The organism is Luteibacter sp., from assembly GCF_035539195.1.
Lineage (GTDB): Bacteria > Pseudomonadota > Gammaproteobacteria > Xanthomonadales > Rhodanobacteraceae > Luteibacter.
The window spans coordinates 13,023-34,117 of sequence record NZ_DATLIW010000027.1; the positions used below are offsets into that span (position 1 = coordinate 13,023).

Below are 21,095 nucleotides of genomic sequence, written 5' to 3' on the forward strand. Positions count from 1 at the left end.
CTTCCTCCCGTCAGACCGACAGGGTCTTGAGCTTGCGGCCGCCGTGGATCAGCGCGGTGATGGCATGAGTGACCGTCACCGACGTGAACATCGACGTGAGGATACCGATGAAGAGCGTGACACCGAAGCCCTTGATCGGGCCGGAGCCCATGGTCATCAGGCCGAGCGCGGCGAGCAGGTGGGTCACGTTGGCGTCGAGAATCGTCGCCCAGGCCTTGTCGTAGCCGGTGCGGATCGCGGCCAGCGGCGAGGAACCGTTACGCAGTTCCTCACGGATGCGTTCGCAGATCAGCACGTTCGCATCGATCGCCATGCCGAGGGTCAGCACGATACCCGCGATGCCGGGCATGGTCAGGGTCACGTGGATCATCGACATCACGGCGATGAGCAGCACCAGGTTGAAGAACAGGGCGATATCGGCGACGAGGCCGAAGAGCTTGTAGTAGATCGCCGCGGCCACCAGCACCAGGCCGAGGCCGAGCATCACCGCCTTGAAGCCCTTGTCGATGTTGTCCGCGCCGAGGCTGGGACCGATCACACTCTCACCGACGATGTCGATCGGCACGGCCAGCGAGCCGCCGCGCAGCAGCAGGGCGAGTTCGGAGGCTTCCGAATCGCTGGGCAGACCATTGGTCGAGAACTGCTTGCCGAAGGGCGAGCTGATGTTCGCGTAGTTGATCACCTCTTCGGTGGTCTTGGGCGTCTTCACTTCCTTGCCGTCGACCATCTTGGTTTCGGTGGTACGCGTGATGTAGAGCACGGCCATCGGCTTGCCGACATTGCCGTTGGTGAAGTCCTGCATCTTGCGGGCGCCGGCGCTGTTCAGCGAGACGCTGACGTTGGGCGAGCCGTTCTGCTGGTCGCGACCGGAGACCGCCGAGGTGAGCTCGTCACCGGTGGCGATGATGGTCTTGCTGAGCAGGTACGGGCGGCCATCGCGGCCGTAGTAGAGCTTGGCATCCGGCGGCACGCTGCCCGAACGGGCGGCGTCCATCGCCTGCTGCGGCGTGTAGAGACCGGCGCGATACTGCAGCGTCGCCACGGCACCGATGATCTTCTTCGCCTCGGCGGTATCCTGCACGCCGGCGAGTTCGACCACGATCTGGTTGGCGCCCTGCTGCTGGATCAGCGGCTCGGACACGCCCAGGGCGTTCACGCGCTGGCGCAGCGTGGTCAGGTTCTGCGTGATCATGCTCTGCGACAGCTCGCGCAGCTTGGCCGGCTTGATCACCGCATTGAGGATGAAGCGATTGCCCGTGGCCGCGCCGTCCGTGACCGTGAGGTCCGGATAGTCGGTGGCGATCAGGGTGGCGGCGTTCTGGCGGTCGGCATCGCTACGCAGTACCACGCTGACGCCCTGCCCGCGCGCATTGCGGTTGACGGCGTCGTACGACACCTTCTTCTCGCGGAGCAGCGCACGGATGTCGTCGGCGTAACGGGTTTCCTGCGTATCGACGACCGCGCCCTGGTCGACTTCCATGAGGAAGTGCACGCCGCCCTGCAGATCGAGGCCGAGCGGCATCGAGAAGGCGTTGATCGACTGCAGCCACGCCGGCACGGTCGAGGCCTGGTTCAGCGCCACCGTGTAGTTTTCGCCGAGGGTCGTGCGCAGGGCGTCCGAGGCCTTGGCCTGCGCGTCCGCCGTGGCGAAGCGGGCCAGCAGACGGCTCGTCTTCGCATCGACGTCGATCACCGAAGCCGGCGTCTTCGCCGTGGCGAGAATGCCCTCGACCTTGGCCTTCAAGGCCGAATCGACCGTCGCGCCACGGTTACCCGAGATCTGCACCGCCGGCTGCGGCGGGAAGACGTTCGGCAACGCGTAGACGATGCCGAGCAGCAACACGATCACGACCAGCGCGTATTTCCAGCGTGGAAAATCACTCATGCCTTGCCATTCCATGAAAAGCGGCCACAAGCGGCCGCGGCTGACGCCGTTGAGACAAAGCTCAGGACTTCTTGAGGCTGCCCTTCGGCAGGACCTGGGTGATCGAGCCCTTCTGGACCTGGACGACGGTGCCCGGGGCGATCTCCACGCGGACGAAGGACTCGCCCACGTCCTCGATGCGGCCGGCCAGACCACCGCCCATCACCACTTCGTCGCCCTTGGCGAGGGCGGCCAGCAGGTTGCGGTGCTCTTTCTGACGCTTCATCTGCGGGCGGATCATCATGAAATAGAAGATGCCGAACAGCACCGCCATCATGATCAGCGGCGAGAGGCCGAGTGCCCCACCCTGGGTGGCCCCGGCGGCGGGAGCGGTGGCCTGTGCAATGGCGGCGAAGGTCGGAAGGCTCATCGTCAATTCTCGCAAGTCATGGAACAGCCACGGAAAAGCGGCTGCTCACGTAAAAAGATCGTGGATTATGCCACGCACCCCGGTGCTTATGTACGCGCCCCGCCAAGGCGTGGGGGCGCCGTGTAGCGGCCGCAAGGCCGCCGGGTCAGCCGTCGACCCCGGCCTTGCGCCGCGCCGCATAGAAGTCGGCGACGAAATCGTCCAGGCTGCCGGCCTCGATCGCCGAGCGCAGGCCGGCCATCAGCCGCTGGTAATGGCGAAGGTTGTGCATCGTCGCCAGCTGGCTGCCGAGGATCTCGTTGCAACGGTCCAGGTGGCGCAGGTAGGCCCGACTGAACCCGTTGGCGCAGGCGTAGCAGTCGCAATCTTCCTCGATCACGCGCGTATCCATCGAAAACTTCGCGTTACGGATGCGCAACGTACCTTCGCGCGTGAACAGGAAGCCGTTACGCGCGTTACGCGTGGGCATGACGCAGTCGAACATGTCGATGCCGCGGCGCACCGCTTCGACGATGTCCTCCGGGCGTCCCACCCCCATCAGGTAGCGCGGGCGGTCCCGGGGCAGCCTGTGCAACGTGAGGTCGAGCGTATGGTTGCGCTCGGCCTCCGGCTCACCCACGGCGAGACCGCCGACGGCGTAGCCGTCGAAGCCGATCTCGACAAGGCGTTCGGCCGAGCGGTGGCGCAGGATTTCGTAGGTACTACCCTGGACGATGCCGAACAGGGCGTTGGGATTCTTCAGGTCGTCGAAGGCCCGGCGCGAGCGCTCGGCCCAGCGCAGGCTGAGTTCCATCGACTCCGAAGCGACCTTTTCGGTGGCCGGATACGGCGTGCACTCGTCGAAGATCATGGCGACATCGGAATCGAGCACCTTCTGGATCCGCATCGACTCCTCCGGTGAAAGGAACACCTTCGAGCCATCCACGGGAGAAGCGAACGTGACGCCTTCTTCGGTGATCTTGCGCTTATGTGCCAGCGAGAAAACCTGAAAACCACCCGAATCGGTGAGGATCGGCTTGTTCCAGCCGATGAACTTATGCAGGCCGCCGAATTCGCCGACGATCTCCAGGCCCGGACGCAGGAACAGGTGGAAGGTATTGCCGAGGATGATCTCCGCGCCGGTATCGAGCACGTCGCGCGGGGTCATGGCTTTCACCGAGCCATAGGTGCCGACGGGCATGAAGGCGGGGGTCTCCACCGTACCGCGGCCAAAGCGGAGACGGCCGCGCCGGGCGGCCCCGTCGGCGGCGAGGAGGTCGAAATTCAGTGAGGTCATCCACCCATTCTAACGTCCCCGCCGCGCTCGCGCCCGAGGGCGCCTACAACTAAAGGCCAGTGCCCCGACCCGATCGATCGGCCTAGGATGAGCCACGCATGGAATGCGCAAGGCCATCGCCCACCCCGGCGAGGCCATGGAAGCTCTCAAGGAGGACGACATGACCGACGACACGACGACGACCGGCACGCAGCTGGCCCGCACGCAGCCGACCGGCGCGGGTAACGCCGCGACCTACACCGGCCTTTTCGCCTGGCCCAAGACGGTGCAGCCGGGGGCCCTGAACGACAACACGAACCCCCTCGCCTACGTTCACGATCTTTTCGTGCTGGCCACGACATTGGAGGCCGGTGCCGACGCGTCCCAGGCCCATCCGCTCGACCAGCGCCGTCCGGACCTCGGCGCCATGCCGATGGACGAGCAGTCGTTGAAACAGACCTTCCCCGCGCTGCGCTTTGCGATCGACCGCCTGGAAGACACGATCCGCGAAAGCCAACCCGAGGGCGCGGAAACGCCCCTGCACGAAGCCATCGCGCAGGCGGCCTATCCGACCTCCCTGCCTTTCCACTTCGCCTGGGAGCAGGTCAAGACGGTGCTCGCGCAGCGCAAGCTCACGATCTGGGACGTCGTTCGCAAGTCCGATCCCGACTACCCGAACTTCACCTTCGGCAACGTGACCTCGACCTCGCTGCGTGCCGCGATGACGCTCAGCAACGGATTTGCGCCCGAGATGCGGGCACACCTCACGGCGGATCCATCCACCGCGAGCGACAGCTCACGGACCGTCGGCACCCTCGCCGAGCTGACCGTGGCCGACACCTTTCGGCGCCGCCTCGGGCTCAGCCGCAAGCAGCTGCGGCAGATGCTCGCGGTCTACCAGCCCGGCAAGGCCGCCGAAGGCGGGATCGTGGATCGCCAGCCGGCGGTCGTGCGCAGCGCCTATGTATCCGGCGACGATGCACCGGTGTCGAGTGCCACCTTCGGTGCGGCATTCGTCAACGACGGTGGCGATGCCCTGTATCTTCGCTATGAAGACGACGACGAAAACCAGCCGATCAGGATCGAAGGCCTCACCGAAGGCCATGTCGACCGGATCCTTCGCGTCCTGCGCGTCCATCATGCGACGAAGCTCTCCTTCGCCGATATCGACGTCCTGTTGACGACGGCCCTGCGTGCCGAAGGCCAGACGACGGGCCTGCACATGACCGACAGCACCCTTCGGGCACTGGGCCTGTTTCAACACCTGCGGGAAAAATACTCGGTCACCGCATCGCAGTTCGCCTCGTTCATCGGCGACATGCCCTCATCCTCGAATGGCCGGGAGAGGTCGTTCTACGACACCCTGTTCAATCCCTCCGGCATCGAGCCGCGAAGCGATTCCGAGTCGGTATTCACCATCGACGGCAGCACGTTCGACCTGTATGCGACCGCCGGCGCCGACGCTATCGCGGTGCGTCAGCTGAGCCAGGCACTGAAGGCCGACGAGGCGACCGTCCGCTGGGCGCTGGAACGCGTCGTCGAGACGCAATGCCTGACCGCGGCCACGCGCAGCCTCGCCGTCGTCTCGGCGTGCTATCGCCTGATCGCGCTGCCCCGTGTGTTCGGCCTCAAGACCGGCGAAGCGCCGGTACTCATTACCGCGCTCAATCGCGAAAACCCCAACATCCTCCGCCAGCTCGCCGGGGTGCCCACGCTGGATGCCACGACAACCGACGTCGGCGAAGCCTGGTCGATCTCGACCACGGGAGACGACGACCTCGAGCTCGCCCTCGACGACATGATCGACGAGGTCCTGTTGGCGGAACGCAAGAAAGTCCTTCAGCAACGCACGGACGCCCTCGACGTCATCGCCATCGTCATGAACGCCGCCGAGTGGGCGATTCAGCACAAGCGCCGGATCGACGCGTTATGCCTGCCGCTGCTCGCGCCCGCGCCCACGCAGCCGGCGAAGCGCTGGATCGACGCCACCCACCGCGCCATCGCCGCCCTCGCCGCGCCCGACGAGGAACGCCTTGCCGACGACGATATCGTCGGCGCCGCGATCCAGCAGGGCCTTCAGCTGAAGGATCTGGCCTTGGCGCTGCCGCTGCTGAGATGGACCGCTCGAACCACCGGAGACGTCGTCGCCTCGCTGCAAGCGCTTGGCGCATCGACGGACGCCGTGACCACCCCGGAGGGGACGAAGGACGTCACGCACTGCCTGGGGGCAGACGAGCTTCGCTTGTGGAACGACCTCGAGCGATACGCCGCGGTCGCCATGCTCTTCGGCCTCAGCGCGGCCGGCCTCACGGCCATGGTCGACCACCCGACGTGGTTCAACCTCGCCAGCGAAGACGGCCGGGCCATGCGTCCGCTGGACTTCACCACGATCTACCAGGTGAGCCGTTACGCCGACTGGCTGGCCGCGCTTCCCGAGGGCAGCGACGAAGACCAGGCCATCGACTACTTCCGGCAAGTGCATGAAAACCGCAGCCTCACCTCCGAACAGTGCGCGGCGATGCTGTCGCGCCTGACCGGCGGGTCGCAGGACGTCATGGCATCCATCGCCAGCCGCATCGACAGCAAGACCATCGCCGACACTGTCGAAGACCTTCGCGATATCGACTTCGTCATGCGCCTGCAGGAGCTGGCCCACGCCAGCGGACTGTCGGTCGACGCCTTGTTCGACGTCAACACACTGAAGTTCGCTACCGATCACGCCGCGTTCGAAATCGCGGCCGCCGCACTCGTCGCCGCGTGCTCCGAGGAGGACGCCGCGGCGGTGGAAGGCATCCATGGCGAAAGGTGGCGCGACGCGCTGGTCGCATGGATGCTGGAAACCTGGGTACCCAGCCAACCCGCGCTCGCCCATGTCACCGATGCGGAAGCGCTCTCGGACCATCTGCTGCTGGATGTGATGGTCGGCCGTGAACCGGTCACCTCCCGCGTGGCGTCCGCCATGGCGAGCCTGCAAACCTATGTCCATCGCCTGCTCAGTGGGCTGGAGCCGGGCCACGACATCAACCCGGCGATCACCCAGGACGTGCGCGACACCTGGAACGCCTCGCAAAGTCAGTACGGCCGCTGGAAGCTGCTGCGTCAACTGAAGAACTACCCTGAGAATCGCATCGATCCCACGCGCCGGCCCCGCAAGACATCGGCCTACGCGGACCTCGAAAACCTTCTTGCGCAGGGCAAGTTCAGTGGCGAGGACATCCAGACAGCCATCCTCGCCTACCTGACCTCCTTCGAAGCCACCAGCAATATCCAGCCGCTCACGGCGTATCACGATGGCGTGGACCCCGCCCACGACACCTATCACTTCATCGGCAAGTCGAACGTGTCGCCGGCACAGTACTACTGGCGCACCCTCGACATGTCCGTACGTGACGCCGACGGCGCACCGAGCATGCTTGGCTGGAGCGCATGGGAGCCGATTTCGCTTCCCGTCAATGGGACGATCGCCACGACGCCGCTGCCGTCGCAAGACACAGTGAATGCATTCGACATCCCGGCATCCACGAAACAGGCGATCGCCGAAGATCCGCGTAAGCGCATCGACACGATCCGTCCCGTCGTCATCGACGGCCGCCGCTATGTCGTCTGGGTGGAGCGCGACACGACCGGCGTGCCCCTTGGAAAGGACCAGAAAACCAGTCCCTTCTTCGCCCTTCGCGTCTGCTATTGCTATCAGCAGATCGATGGGCTCTGGGGTCCCTCCAACGTCTTGATCGAGCTGAATGGTCGCGAGGGTAGCGGAAACCTCGACAAGTCCTTCCCCACAGCCGCCGCTTATATCGAGGAGTTCGATTTCAAGGGGGAGACGTGCTACGCCGACAAGAAAGGCGCAACCGATAACTACTATCTGAAGACCAAGCATTGGTCACCGGGCCTGGTCGTGATGGTCAACACCAGCGGACACCGAAAACACGATCCTTGGTTGACGGTACTTCTTTTCCAGGCTGGCGTTAAAGACATCCAGTGGAAACGCGACAGGAACTACTACTTCGCGTCGCGTGATCTACTTCTTCTCGAAGAAAAGCAACTCGACAGAAACGACGACGGAACGATTCGATCCAGAGAAGAAATCGACAACCATGGGGTGACTCACGTCGTACACATCGTGCCCATCGAAGACGCACTCAGGAACGATTGGCTGACCCTGTTCAGCGACCCACGCGTCGTACAGCACCAGTACGCCGGCAAGGTCATGGATCTGGTCGAGAAGGAGCAGGCACTGGTTCCTTATGCCGTCAAGGACGAAGCCGCCGCCGCCCTTGCGGGTACGCGTTACGGCCTGGCCGTCGACAAGCTCGGCGCAGGCCTTCTCGACGCCTCGATGATCGAGGGCAAGGACTTCATCGAGATTCGTGCGGGGTTCGATGGAAACTGGACTGTCGCCCCCTCGGCGCCCGTTGGCACAGGCAACCTGCTTCTCGAATATGTCAGCCCCGTGGGGGACAGTGAACGATTTCGGGTCACCGCGAGGGCGGACATCGGTGAGAAGGTGCAAGACGACGAATTTGTCGATGTACAGATCGACTTCGAGTGGCTCACTTCGCCGGATGACGTGATGGAAGTCGGTTGGGAGGCAGATTACAAGATTTGCATATGGAATCGAAAGAAGTGCAGTAGCTGGAATCCAGCTGCACCGAATGCGGCTCTACCCAAAAAAGACTGGAAATCTTCCATTTCGATCTGGGTACCTAAGGAGAGACTGACCGCCTCACGGGCACTCAAGGCCAATCTTCTGCGCACCAAAGGAAGTGGTGAAGGCTTACTCAGCTCCTTGCACATGTACCACATAACGCTAACCCAAAAAAATACGTCGTCCGCTCGCCTCTTCGAGTACATCGGCTACCGCGACTCAAGCAAGCTGTACCGAATCACCGCGAAAGCCGATATTCCCGACAACGCGCAAGACAGCGATTTGCTGGATGTAGAATTCACCGTCGAATGGTTCAAAGACTACGACGTCATCAATGGCGCTTCGTTGTCGACCGATGAATCTGCCCGTCTCGATCTGACCTTCCCCGAGTCAGACACCAATAGGCGACCTACGGGCCAAGATCGCATGGCCGTATGCACGCTGGCTACGTCAAAGAAAAGGCTGACCGCCGAGCAGGGGCTCAATGTATCGCTGCGCGTCGGTTATTTTTACCGCGCCTCACCCGGTCCTCGCCAATCTATCATCGAAGAGAACATCGTGCTGGCGCCTAATGCGCCAGCCAACGGCAAAGCCCGCCTCGTCCTTCGAGGCGGCATCGATCAATCGAAGGTGAGGGACATCACCCTGTCCACCGAGGACAACCATGTCCTGACCAGGCTTGGACTCGACGGCCTGCGCAAGTTCGCGCAGGACAAGCCCAAGGACTTCGCCGCTATCCGTGCACAGCTCGCATTCGACCCGCCCACGGACAATGACGATTTCTACAAGAGAATAAACCTCCCCGGGTGTCGATTTGGCGGCTACACCCATGTGTCGGACTGCGTCCGTCGTGCAAGGCACGAAAAGCGGGACGATGTCGCCGACTTCTACATCGACTGGGAAACCGCCTGGTTCAGCACGACCGCGATCACGCCGCCACCGGGCGTGACCTTCCGCAATGCGGTGAAGCTCAAGCACTACTATCCGGACACCTATGCCCGTTTCATGGTGGCGACCCAGGTCGAGAACAACATCCTGGCCCAGACCGATGTCGTTCTCGACGGTAGCGACGCCTCGCGCGCCATCACGATCAGGTTTCCCGCCAACAACGATGTGGCGCTGTACACGTTCCAGCTGGATGTCTATTCCGAAGACGATACCGCGGCGATCGGTTCGATCACCCGGCAGTACAACCTGGTGGAGAAGAAGACCTCGCGCTGGAGCAAAGGCGCCGGCCATGTCGACGACGCGGTCCCCAGTGCGCGGCTGGTGCAGAACCGGTATCAGGTGCACTACCTCGACCTCACCGAAGTCAATGCCAAGGCGGCGGATGCCAAGGACCGGCTGCCGGGCGACGCCGTCCGCCTCAACACCCTGATAGGCATGCGCTTCGCCGCCCTCGCCACGAAATCCGCGCGCAGCGTACTCGACTGGGAGGTCCAGGTCCTTCCTTCGCCACGCATGGAGCCTGGTCAACCCGATGGCATGCTGGACTTCGATGGCGCCAACGGACTGTACTTCTGGGAGCTGTTCTTCCACATGCCGATGCTGGTGGCATGGCAGCTGCGCAGCACGCGGCAGTACCGGGAGGCCTTCGACTGGTGTACGCAACACCTTTTCGATCCCTATGACAGTACGGGTACACCCGGAACCTTCAGACCCCCCCTTTGGCATAGCCGTCCCTTGGCCAACCTGAAGGCGGCGCTGGCCGTCGATGCGGACGTTCTGACCGACGACGTGGACGATCTGGCCTATGCGGAACCGGAACGGTATCGCAAGGCCGCGTTCCTGTTCCTGGTCGACTTCTGGCGGCAGCAAGGCGACGACTTCTATCGTCAACTCACTCGCGACGATATCAACGAAGCGGCCAACTGCTATCGGAAGGCCCTTCGCCTGATCGGTCCGCTACCCGAACAGATGACGGCGGCCTCTCCTGCCCTGCCGACGCTGGCGGGAACGAGCGGCAAGGACTTCCTGCCTCCGGTGAACGTGGCCCTGACCGACGCGCGTGACCTCCTGCAGAATCGTCTGTTCAATATCCGGCATGGCCTGACCATCGACGGCAAACGGATGGACCTCGACCTGTACGATGCGGCCGACGACGTCGCCTCGCTGGGCCACTGGCGCACGGGAAGGCTGTCGGGCACGAAGCGTATCCCGCGTATCGACGTTCCGCCGCATCGGTTCAAGTACGTCTTGCCTTCGGCCAAGGAAGCGGTGGCGCAGCTGATCGACATGGGCGGCAGGTATTCCACAACTATGAGGAGGAGTACAACGCGGGGCTCGGCGTCCTTCAGCAGGCCAACCTGATCAAGCTGGCCGATTTCACGCTCCAGCTGGAATTGCAGGCGCTGGCGGCAGCGCGAGCGGGTCGCGAGACGTTGGTGGCCAGCCGGCGCATGGTCGAACGACGTCGCGATTACTATCAAGGGCTGGACGATGACGGCCACCTGGCCATGGAGCAGGCAGCCAGCACGACGGCGAGCCTTGCGACCGCATGGAAAGCGATGGCGATTCCGTTCAACACCGTCGGCGCATCGATTGGGACATTCCCGAACATCTTCGGGATGGCCAATGGCGGTCACAAACCAGGACGGCTCGCCACCGAAATCGGCGCGACTCTCGGTACGATGGGGGAAATCGCTGCCTTCACCACCGATGAGCTGCGCTGGCAGGCGAGTTTCGAACGCGATCGCGCCGGCTGGAAGAACGAAGTCGTCCAGGCCAACTGCGAGCTGGCGGTCATCGACCGCCAGCTCGCCGAGCAAGACATCCAGATCCGCGCGGCGACGCTCACCGTCGAGAACGAGAAAGCCAGGCAGGCCATCATGAAGGAGGAATACATCTTCATGACGACAGGCTTTGCGATCGGACCGACCTATGTCTGGATGATCGCGCACTTGTCCGACATCTATGCGGCCGCTTACGACGCCGTGATGTCCCTGTGCCTCGCGGCGCAGGACTGCTGGCGCTACGAAACCGGTGATTTCACCACCCGCTTCATCAAACCCGGCGCATGGATGGACAACTGGCGCGGCATGCTCGCGGGTGATGCCCTCCAGCGCGACCTGACACAGATGGAGGCCGCCTACCTGCGCGGCCGCGAGCGGCGCATGCATATCCGCAAGACGGTCTCGCTGGCGAAGCTCAACGGCCTGACGGCAAACGCACTGGCGACGGAGATCGAGAACAAGCAGGCGATCACCTTCGCCCTGCCATCCTCACTCTACGACGCCGACTTCCCCGGCCACTACCTGCGGCAGATCGTGGGCGTCTCGGTCACCTTCCGGATGGCCTCGTCGAACGAGGTGCAAAGCATCGCCGCCGTGCTGACGCAGACCAGCAACACCCTCCTCATCAAGCCCGATATCGAGGGTGCGGCTTACATCTACGACAACAGCAAACCCGACCCGGGCACGGTCCTGGCAAACCTTCGGCACGAACAGAAGATCGCGGTGTCGACAACCAAACCCGTCATCGATATCGATGGCTACAGCGGCTTGTTCAGCCTGACCTTCGGTGACGACCGCTACCTGCCCTTCGAAGGCACGGGTGCGATTTCGAACTGGACGCTGTCCTTCCCCGGCGACAAGGACACCTTGCTATCCACAGTCAAGCGCGATGCCACGGGGTTGCTGGAGGATATCGTCGTTACGGTCGACTATACGGCCGCCGACGGCGGCGAGACGTTTGCACAGGGCGTGCGCGAGCTTCGCTCGGCCGCGGAAACCGGCGCGCCGGCCGGCCCGGCTCCGGCGGGGAATCCGAAGAAGCCACCGGTGGTCGTCCCGGCAGGCTTTTCCGCGCCGCGTGTGGTCATCGGCAGCCAGGGGCCGTCCGTGTCCATCGCCCCTCATCCCTCGGTCCCGGCAGGCACCACCGTCGTGGTCACCTACACCGGCGCGGATGGAAAGGCCGTCAGCACGACAGCGCAGAGCTGGAATGGCAGGGGCCTGACCCTGCCCATCGCGCGAGCGATGCTCGGCGCCAATGCGGGTAAGCGATTGAGCGTGGCCTACACCGTCGATGAGGCGGGCAAGTCGACCACCTCACCGGCCGTGGAGGTCATGCTGCCCGAGGCCGGGCAGTTGGACAACCCGACCTTCCCTACGCCGGTCGCCCCGCAGGTCCGTGCGAACCATGCCATCGACCGGCGGGACACGCTCGACGGCGCGACGATCACGGTGGCGCCCTGGGCGTATATCCAGAAGGGTCAGAGCATCTGGCTAAGGTGCGTGGGCATCAAGGCCGATGGCAGCACGCACGATCACGATCTGCGTCTTCCGCCGGCCGGGATCACGGAGGAAGAAGCGCGGCATGGCCTCGACCTTTCGATTCCGCCCGATTATCTCGACGCGTTGGGTGACTACGCACAACTGAGGGTCGTGCTGAAAATCTCGCTCGACGGAAGCGGCGACGAAAGCAAGGGCACGGCGTTCCCCGAGCTCAAGCTCGACATCCCCGGATGCAGAACCGTGACCGCCAGGACGAGTGAGTGGGCGAAGATCGAACCCCAGCTCGACCCCTCGCTCAAGTCGAATTTCGGTTTCGTAGCGACGACGGAAGACGTCGGCCCGGTTGGCCTGGTCTTCGAGCTTGGCAGCTGGGAAATCAGCATCCCGGCTGTCGACAGTGCGGGCAACGCCCATCGCGTCATTCTGCACGCCGGTCGCTGGCCGTTCCCGCGTGACGGCGGCAGTTCGCCTCCGCGGCGTTTCGGCAGCTACAGGCCCGCGAAGGATAACGTCGACGACCGTTCCGCCAGACTGTGTGTGCGGTTCGTCTCGAGCCAGAACGCCCATCTTCCACCGGGCAGGTACGTGGGAAGTGCTGTCGTTCAACTGATCGGCTGGCAAATACCCGTCGTCAGGGAGTCCATCGTCGTCCAGGTCGACGTGACACAGCCGGAACCGGCTCCGCCCTCGAAGCCGACGCCGAAGCCGGATCCGAAGGCGACGCCGAAGCCGGGTCCGAAGCCGACGCAAACGGCACCCACGACCAAGCCTGCGGCTGGGACACCGACCGAGGCAAGCCCTGTGATAGTGCATCCGGCGAAGATCAGGAAAACCGCTCCGGATGTGTACATCGATGCGGCAGGGGAGGTATCCATCCTTCTGCGATCTTCCGATCCCATTCAGCCGGGCGATACCGTCCTATATTGGGCGTCCATCCTGAGTCCGGATCCGGCAAAAGGGATGGAAAAAATCTGGACCTCGGCGTCAATGGCGGCCGACTCGCCCGACGCCCGGTGCGCCGTACCCGCAGATATTCTCACCAGGCATGTCGAAAAAAGTATTGAATTCACCTGCGAACATAGCCGGCCTGATAAGCGTTCCGGAGTTGCCTTCGTTCATAACAGCTGGCGAACGGTCCTCCCCGCCAGGCTCGATCCACTCGTCCTGCCCACGCCAGCCATGCCCAAGGCGGCCACGAGCGGCACACTCGATCGCCGTACCGCCGCCGATGGCGCCACGGTAACCGTCGCGCCCTGGCCGTATGCTCAGGAAGACCAGGCGCTCTGGCTTCGCTGCGAAGGCAAGGACGCAAAAGGTGCCCGGGCGGACCTGGAACTGCGCCTGCCGCCCACCCACCTGACGGCGAACGAGGTCAGGGATGGCCTGGCGCAGACGATCCCGGCCAGCTACCTCAACACCCTGGGTGCCAACACGGAACTGAAAATCGTGCTCAAGGTATCGCTCGATGGCGGCAGCGAGAGCACGGCGCGTGCGTTCCCGGTGCTGACGGTCAAGCTGCCATAGGCCCGCGACCTTGCCATGCCCAGGGGCGGGACCGGTTCGACACCGGCCCCGCCCCTGGCTGGCCCGGGTCCGCTCGAGGCGGGCTGCCGCCAGCCCTCCCCTAAAGTTTCGCAAGCATCCGCCGATCTCCTAAACCACAGGAGCGCGCCCAGCCGGACTCGCCCAGGCCCTCGGGAGGACCTGCCCTTGATCATCCAGCCGACCAGTATCGCTGCCCAGCTTTGGGCGGGCGCGGTCTCGGGCACCACCGCGGCCGCGGATACTTGGCGCGTGGGCACCCTGCTGACGGCGCGAATCCTGGGGCAGACCGATATCGGCAAGCTTCTTCTCGACATCGGCGGCCTGACGGTCGAAGCCGACGCGGCAGGCACATCCCTGCCCCAGCAGTTCCAGGTGCGCGTGCTGACCCAGGGCATCCAGCCCCAACTGGAAGTCATCCCCGGCAAAGTGGACGAACAGGTCGCCATGCAGGGCCTGCGCGAACGACTGCCCCAGCAGAACGGCTACGCCCAGTTGCTGGGCGTGCTGTCCGCGCTGGCCAGCCGGCCCATTGCCCGGACCCTGCCCGCGCCGCTGCGCGCCGCGCTGGCCACGCTGGAAGCCGCGATCAGCACGCCGGACGACGTCAGCTCGCCGCTCGGCATGAAAGAAGCCATCGCCAGGAGTGGCGCCTTCCTCGAAGCGCATCTCGCCGAGCCGAAAGAAGAGACGCCGGCCGCCGACGATTTCAAGGCGGCCTTGCTCGCCCTTCGTCGCACCCTTGCCGACCTTCCGGCCGCTCGTCCCGCCCAGGCATCCGCCCAGGGTGCCGCGCGTCCGCTCAACGACACCCCTCCGCCACTGGCACAGCGGGCCCTTGTCGCACAGCCGCGCGCCGCGCAGGTCGCCGTGACCGAAGAGAACGTCGACGACGTGGTCACCCAACTGCGCGGCGACGTTCGCGCCGCCGTGGCCCGTGTCGAGATCGGCCAGCTGGAATCCCAGCCCCCAGCGGGCCTGTGGATGATCGAGATTCCGCTGGCCGGCGTACGCGGCTACGACGTACTGCAGCTGCGTATCGAAGAGGGCAAACCGGGCCCGTCCGAGCCGGATGGCATGTGGACCATCGGTTTCGCCATCGATCCGCCGACGCTGGGCGCCGTGCAGGGCGAAATCCAGCTTCGCGTGCCGCGCGTTTCGGTGCGCCTGTGGGCCCAGCACGGCGAGACCGTCGCGCGCCTGGAAGCCGAATTCATGTCGTTGCGCCGGCAACTCGAAACGAGTGGCCTGCAACTGGACCACTTCGCCTGCATGCACGGCCTCCCGGTTCCGACCAGCGCCTACAGCGCGGTCCTGCTCGAAGCACGCGCATGACCCAGTCCCTTCCATCGCCCCGGCGCAGCGTGACGCTTCGTCTTGCCTCGCCCACCAGCAACGGCAGCAACCAGCGTATCGACGCCGCCGGCGTGAAGTCGATGCTCGAACGTGCGCAGGCGCTTGGCCTCGCACCGCAGCTGGATCCGCAGATCGCTACGCTGCTCGCGGCCGTACGGCTGCGCGACGACGTTCCACCGGAGTTGTATGCGGCGTTGGCCGCGGTGGTCGGCACGTTGTTGAGCGCAACGCGCGATTGAGTGCCATGCGCGATTGAGTGCCACCTGCGACGGATCGCCAGCACCCATCGCCGCTGAAGCGGCTCCCACACCAACCGCCCAACCCCGCACAGACCCACGCTCGGCAAACGATCAGCCGACGCCGAGGCCCTGGATATGGGCTGCGTCGGATTCGAAGCCGGCAAGCTCGGCGAAGCGCTGCCCACGCTCGGCGTAGTCACGAAACTGATCGAAGCTCGGCGCGCCCGGCGACAGGACGACGACACCGTCACCGCGCAGCGCATCGCGTGCGGCGCCCACCGCAGCGGCGAGATCGAGCGCACGGTAGACGTTCGGAACCCCGGCGTCCTCCAGGGCATCGGCGATACGCGGCCCATTGCGACCCTGGCAGACGATCGCCTCGGGCGCATGGATACGCATCGCCTCGACGAACGGTGTCCAGTCGAGGCCCCGGTCGTGGCCGCCCACGATCAGCGCGGCACGCGCGCCACCGACCGTTTCCAGTGCGGCGAGGCTGGCCAATGGCGTGGTGCTGATCGAGTCGTTGATCCAGTCGAGGCCATCGCGCTTGCCCAGGGGCTGCAAGCGATGCGGTAGTGGCACAAAACTCGACACGGCGGGTGCCGCGGCACGCGCATCCAGCCCCGAGATCTCGAGTGCGGCCAGGGCCGCGCAGGCATTGATCGCGTTGTGCAGTCCGGGAGCCGATACGCGATCGGCACGGATGATGTTTTCGTCGCCCCGGCGAATCCAGCCATCCGCGACATGCCAGTGCGCGGTATCGCCGAAGGTGTGCAGCCCTGGGTGATCGGCAGCGCGGACCAACAGCGCCGGCTGCATCGCATTGACCAGCACCGCCGCCGACGAAGACAGCAGTTTCAGCTTGTCGTCGACATAGCGCTCGCGCGAGCCGTGCCAATCCAGATGTTCTTCGTACAGGCTGGTCACCACACCCAGACTCACGCCCGATGCGTCGCCCGTCTGAAAGCTGGATAGCTCGATCACCCAGAGGTCGGCCGTCGCGTCGTCCAGTTCGAGCAAGGGGAGACCGATGTTACCGGCTAGCCCGGTACGCACACCGAGCGACCGGGCGAGGTGGGCGATCAACGCCGAGGTGGTGCTCTTGCCCTTGGTGCCCGTCACCGCGATGGTGTTCGCCATCTCATGTGCGGCAAACCACAGCGCGGTGCCGGAAGTGAAGCAGGTGCCGCGCGCCTGGGCGTCGAGCAGTTCCGGCTTGTAGGCTGAAATGCCCGGCGACTTGATAACGATGTCGTAGCCGGCCAGTGCATCGGCATCCGGCGCGACGTCGCGAACGCGCGCCGCCGGAAAGGCGCTGCGCGCCGCGTCGACTTCATCGGCCGCGCAGTACAGATCGACCGGCTGGCCCGGCACGTGCCGCGCCAGTGCATTCAGCGCCGCACGCCCTTCGCGACCGAAACCCCAGACGGCGACGCGTCGACCGACAAGATCAGCCCAGCGCATCCAGCGCTCCGGCCAGCCGCTGCGGCACCAGGTGCGATGCACCCGGCTTCAACCACGGTTCGAGCGCGAGTTCGTCGCGATCCAGCTGCGGCAGGATCTCGCGCCGGAAGCGCGCCACCAGCGCATCCTCGCGCCACTCCGGGCGCTCGGCCAGTGCCGCCATGGCGGCGCGCGCCTCGGCACCTTCGCCGACGCACTCGAAGGGCTTGTGATCCTTGTATTCCAACAGCGCATCGAACGCACCGGCAAGCGCGTCGTCGTCGAGCAGGTTGCGCCCGAAGATCGAGACCAGCCGCGGCTTGGCCATGAACGGCGCCAGCGCGAGGAACACGAAATGGCACTTCGGACACTGACCGCACCAGCGATCCGCCGGCTTGGGGCCGAGAATGCGGAAATTGCGGTTGCAGCTGGAGAACACGTCGAAGTACGCGCCGCCAAGACGGGCGAAAGCGCTGGTCACGGCCAGTTCGGACCATGGCCGCAGCAGCGAGCAGTAGTCGAGGTCGGCGGCGACATGCGTATGGATGTAGTCGTGCAAGGTCTTCTCGAAACCGAATCCCTTGCTCCACTGGTGGTTCACTTCCTGGCCTTCGTATTCGAGCGTCGCGACGGACGCGGAGCGCTCGTTGGCGAAGACCACCGAATCGTAACCGTACAGCACTGCCGCCACGGTAAGGATCACCGAGTTGATGGCGGTCACCGGAATGTGGCCATTCCACGCACCGAGACGATTGAGCTCGAACAGGCCCGGTGCGAGTTCGCGCGAGATGTTCAACGTGGACAGCCCGGTCCGCGCCGCGCATTCGGCGATGAGCGGCGAGTTGCCGACCCAGGTCGCCGTCGCGTCGGCGCCGATCGACTTCACGGCCTCGACCGCCACCACCGAATCCTTGCCACCGCCGATGGGCAGCAGCGAACGCTGCGGCAAGCCGATCGCCGGCGCGCGCGTGGGCGCCTTACGCTCGAACGGAAAGGCAATGCGCGAGCGCAGGTCGAGGCGATTGCGATAAGCGAACTCGGCCAGCCCATGCAGGTACAGCGCATCGAGCATGGCTGCGCTGTCTTCGTCGAGCGCGTCGCCTTCGACGACGATGGTTTCCGGAATGCCGGCCTTGTAGTAGCTGACGCCGGCGACCAGATGAAGCAGGCGCAGCGCAGCGGCGAACGCCGCCTCGCGTTCCGCCGGCACCGCGGGAGCACCGGGGAAGGTCACGCGCTCGATCAGTTCCGGGCCGTTATCGAAGGCATAGACGAGTTCGGCGACGCCATCGGCAAACGCATGGCGAACGAAGCGGAAGCGCTGGCTGGCGCGCGGATCGATGGGCGTATCGGTCACGGCAGGAGCACCTCGTCGGCTTCGTCACGGAGGTTGTAGCGGGAGGCCATGGCGGCACCGTAGGCGCCGCCCTGTGCCACGAGGATCACATCGCCCTCCTTCGACTCGGGCAGGCGTCTGTCCGAACCGAGGATATCGCCTGACTCGCAGATCGGACCGACGACCTGGTACATCGTCGTGGCCGGTTCACCGTAACGGCTGAGGTTGACGATCTCGTGCCAGGCGTCGTAAAGCGCCGGACGGATGAGGCTGTTCATGCCGGTGTCGAGGCCGAGGTAGCGCATGCCTGCGCCCTTCTCCTTTTCCTGGGTGACCTTCGCCAGCAGGACGCCCGCGTCGGCGACGAGGTAGCGGCCCGGCTCCATCCACAATTCGAACTGTGGGTAGGCCTGGCGTACGGAGGTGAGCACGCGGTCGAGTGCGGCCATGTCCAGCGCGGTCTCGCCGGGATGCGAGGGCACGCCCAGGCCGCCACCGATGTTGAGCACGCGGATCGTGCCGATGCGCTCCGCCAGGGCTGCGAGCTGCGAGTAGACCTCGCCCCAATGGGCGGCGTCGAGGATGCCCGAGCCCAGGTGCGCATGCAGGCCGATCACGCGCGCGCCGGCCGCATCGGCCAGGCGAAGGAAGCGATCGAGGTGTTCGATCGGCACGCCGAACTTGCTGCCGGTGCCGCCGGTCTTCACCTTGTCGTGGTGACCGAGGCCGCGACCGAGATCGACACGCAGCATGATGTCGCGATCGGCGAACAGCTCGCCCCAGTGTTCGATCGGATGCAGGGCGTCGATGGTGATCGTCGCCCGGGTCTGCAAGGCGGCTTCGAAATCGCGACGCGCAGCGAAGTTGGGGGTGAACAGCAGGGGCACGTTATCCGGCACGTGGGCGGACACCACGGCGAGCTCGCCGGGCGAAACGCATTCGAACGCGAAGCCTTCCTCGGCCAGCACGGTGAGGATGCCCGGATGCGTGTTCGCCTTCACCGCGTAATGCGCCCGATCCACGGCACGCAGCGACTTCACGCGACGCGCCTGCGCGCGCACCGTCGGCAGGTGGTAGACGTAACGCGGCGTGCGCTCGTCGGCCAGTCGAAGCAGCGTCGTGCGCTCGCCCTGCCACCACGCCGCCGCCGGCAGCACTGGGTCGCCGGCCCCATAGAGGGTCTGCCAGGACGGGCCGAAGACCATGCTGTCGTCTGTGCGCAGGGCGCCCGCGCCGATCAGCAGTTCGTGCAGTCGCGGCAGCATGTCGTCGACCACGTCCTCGTCGACGACGAAGGTGATGTTGAGGTTGTTCGACGACTGCGAGATCAGGTGCACGCGCAACTGGCCGAACTCGGCCAACACACCGGACAACTTGTGCAGCATGGAACGCATGCCGCGGCCGACCAGGGTGATGGCCGCGCAAGGTGCGATGACCTTCACCCGGCACACGCGCGCCAGATCCGCCGCCAGCGCGGCGATCGCGTCGGAGTCGAGCAGGTTCTCGGTCGGGTCCAGCGACACGGTCACGTTGGTCTCGGCCGAACCGATCAGGTCCACCGATAGCCCATGACGCTTGAAGGCGTCGAACACGTCGGCGAGGAAGCCGACCTGCTGCCACATGCCCACCGATTCCATCGAGATCAGGGTGATGCCCTTGCGCGCACTGATCGCCTTGATGCTCGGCGCATGTTCACGCACCTCGGGACCGATCGACGTGCCTTCCAGCTCGGGCCGGTTGGTGTCCTTGATCAGCAGGGGAACACGCGGCTCGCGCAACGGCGACAGGCAGCGCGGATGAAGCACCTTCGCGCCCGTGGAAGCGATTTCCTGGGCTTCCTCGTAGTCCAGGCGCTGGAGCAGCCGGGCACCGGCCACCTGGCGCGGATTGGCGCTGAACATGCCGGCGACGTCGGTCCAGATCTCCACCCGCAACGCCGACAGCAGCGCGCCGAAGTAGGCAGCCGAGGTGTCGGAACCACCGCGACCGAGCAGCACGGTACGCCCGGCCTCGTCGCAGGCGATGAAACCCTGGGTGATGAAGACCTCGCCACGGGCCGCCAGCGCGGCGGAGAGGGCGGGGTCGTGATGCGGCTCGACCATCGCCGAGAGCAGACGCGTGCGCTCGTTCTGGTTGGGCAGGGCCACGGAGTGCAGGCACTCGCGGGCATCCACCCAGGTGGTCGGCAAGCCGTTCGCACTGAGGAAAGCCGCACCCAGTGCGCTCGACATCAGCTCACCATGCGCCTGCACACGTGCCTGCCATGCCAGTTCGCCCAGCGCCGCCGGTCCACCTTCCGCCAGGGCGGCCAGGTCTGCCAGGCGCGCACCGAGGGTCTCCGGCAGCGCCAGCGACATCTCGGCGAGCAGGGCATGATGGCGATCGGCCAGGGCGGCGGCCGCGTCCGAGCGACGTTTCGAATCCGAGTGCGTGCAAAGCTGTTTCAGGCCATCGGTGATACCGGACAGGGCCGAGACCACGATCAGCACGCGCGCGCCTTCGGCGCGGCGTCTGGCGGCCAGCTCGAGGATATTGCGCCAACGTGCGGCGGTGGCCACGGAGGTGCCGCCGAACTTCATGACGATCCAGGGCGCGTTGGCGGGCAACGGCGCGTATGCGTTTTCGCTCACGGGATTCTTTGCAGTGAAAAACCCCCGAAGTGTTGCGCTGCAACGGAAAAAAGGCAATCGAAGGCTTGCCGTGTGTCGCGTTGCGTTGGGTCGCAAGAGCCGGCGGGTCTCACCCTC

The 21,095-nt window shown here is 65.1% G+C and carries 10 protein-coding genes; 4 read left to right on the forward strand and 6 right to left on the reverse strand.

Annotated features, from left to right (window positions below; genetic code table 11):
- Positions 1 to 10: 10 nt before the first annotated feature.
- The 3 genes from secD to tgt form a co-directional block, all read right to left on the reverse strand.
- Complete coding sequence (gene secD, locus VM621_RS07965; RefSeq protein ID WP_325468432.1) at positions 11 to 1,885, reverse strand: protein translocase subunit SecD; 1,875 nt, start codon at positions 1,883 to 1,885, stop codon at positions 11 to 13.
- A 61-nt stretch (positions 1,886 to 1,946) separates the two neighbouring features.
- Positions 1,947 to 2,294 (reverse strand): preprotein translocase subunit YajC, encoded by a 348-nt coding sequence (gene yajC, locus VM621_RS07970; RefSeq protein ID WP_325468433.1) that lies wholly within the window; start codon positions 2,292 to 2,294, stop codon positions 1,947 to 1,949.
- 145 nt (positions 2,295 to 2,439) lie between these two features.
- Complete coding sequence (tgt, locus tag VM621_RS07975; RefSeq protein WP_325468434.1) at positions 2,440 to 3,570, reverse strand: tRNA guanosine(34) transglycosylase Tgt; 1,131 nt, start codon at positions 3,568 to 3,570, stop codon at positions 2,440 to 2,442.
- 103 nt (positions 3,571 to 3,673) lie between these two features.
- On the opposite strand from tgt, the gene VM621_RS07980 reads away from it, so the two are divergent.
- The 4 genes from VM621_RS07980 (at position 3,674) to VM621_RS07995 (ending at position 15,569) form a co-directional block, all read left to right on the forward strand.
- Positions 3,674 to 10,507, forward strand: a complete 6,834-nt coding sequence (locus VM621_RS07980) for a neuraminidase-like domain-containing protein (RefSeq protein ID WP_325468435.1) — start codon at positions 3,674 to 3,676, stop codon at positions 10,505 to 10,507.
- Positions 10,508 to 10,596: 89 nt separating this feature from the next.
- Complete coding sequence (locus tag VM621_RS07985; RefSeq protein WP_325468436.1) at positions 10,597 to 13,956, forward strand: hypothetical protein; 3,360 nt, start codon at positions 10,597 to 10,599, stop codon at positions 13,954 to 13,956.
- Between the two features lie 186 nt (positions 13,957 to 14,142).
- On the forward strand, positions 14,143 to 15,309 hold the full coding sequence (locus VM621_RS07990; RefSeq protein ID WP_325468437.1) for a flagellar hook-length control protein FliK: 1,167 nt from the start codon (positions 14,143 to 14,145) through the stop codon (positions 15,307 to 15,309).
- The gene (locus VM621_RS07995; protein WP_046969445.1) at positions 15,306 to 15,569 is read left to right on the forward strand and encodes a hypothetical protein; all 264 of its coding nucleotides are present in this window, start codon (positions 15,306 to 15,308) and stop codon (positions 15,567 to 15,569) included. Before VM621_RS07990 ends, VM621_RS07995 begins: the two co-directional genes overlap by 4 nt.
- Before the next feature lie 111 nt (positions 15,570 to 15,680).
- On the opposite strand, the gene murD is transcribed toward VM621_RS07995, so the two are convergent.
- The 3 genes from murD to VM621_RS08010 are packed head-to-tail and all read right to left on the reverse strand — an operon-like array spanning position 15,681 to position 20,927.
- Positions 15,681 to 17,033, reverse strand: a complete 1,353-nt coding sequence (murD, locus tag VM621_RS08000; RefSeq protein WP_325468438.1) for a UDP-N-acetylmuramoyl-L-alanine--D-glutamate ligase — start codon at positions 17,031 to 17,033, stop codon at positions 15,681 to 15,683.
- Positions 17,020 to 18,369, reverse strand: a complete 1,350-nt coding sequence (gene murL / locus VM621_RS08005) for a UDP-N-acetyl-alpha-D-muramoyl-L-alanyl-L-glutamate epimerase (protein WP_325468439.1) — start codon at positions 18,367 to 18,369, stop codon at positions 17,020 to 17,022. The genes murD and murL overlap by 14 nt, the downstream gene beginning before the upstream one ends.
- Positions 18,366 to 20,927, reverse strand: a complete 2,562-nt coding sequence (locus tag VM621_RS08010; protein ID WP_414674513.1) for a bifunctional aspartate kinase/diaminopimelate decarboxylase — start codon at positions 20,925 to 20,927, stop codon at positions 18,366 to 18,368. The genes murL and VM621_RS08010 overlap by 4 nt, the downstream gene beginning before the upstream one ends.
- Positions 20,928 to 21,095 lie beyond the last annotated feature (168 nt).

Coding starts and splice junctions, on each gene's coding strand:
- secD (WP_325468432.1), bottom strand. CDS start 1,885: ATGAGTGATTTTCCACGCTGGAAATACGCGCTGGTCGTGATCGTGTTG.
- tgt (WP_325468434.1), bottom strand. CDS start 3,570: ATGACCTCACTGAATTTCGACCTCCTCGCCGCCGACGGGGCCGCCCGG.
- VM621_RS07985 (WP_325468436.1), top strand. CDS start 10,597: ATGGTCGAACGACGTCGCGATTACTATCAAGGGCTGGACGATGACGGC.
- murD (WP_325468438.1), bottom strand. CDS start 17,033: ATGCGCTGGGCTGATCTTGTCGGTCGACGCGTCGCCGTCTGGGGTTTC.
- VM621_RS07995 (WP_046969445.1), top strand. CDS start 15,306: ATGACCCAGTCCCTTCCATCGCCCCGGCGCAGCGTGACGCTTCGTCTT.
- VM621_RS07980 (WP_325468435.1), top strand. CDS start 3,674: ATGCGCAAGGCCATCGCCCACCCCGGCGAGGCCATGGAAGCTCTCAAG.
- VM621_RS08010 (WP_414674513.1), bottom strand. CDS start 20,927: ATGAAGTTCGGCGGCACCTCCGTGGCCACCGCCGCACGTTGGCGCAAT.
- yajC (WP_325468433.1), bottom strand. CDS start 2,294: ATGAGCCTTCCGACCTTCGCCGCCATTGCACAGGCCACCGCTCCCGCC.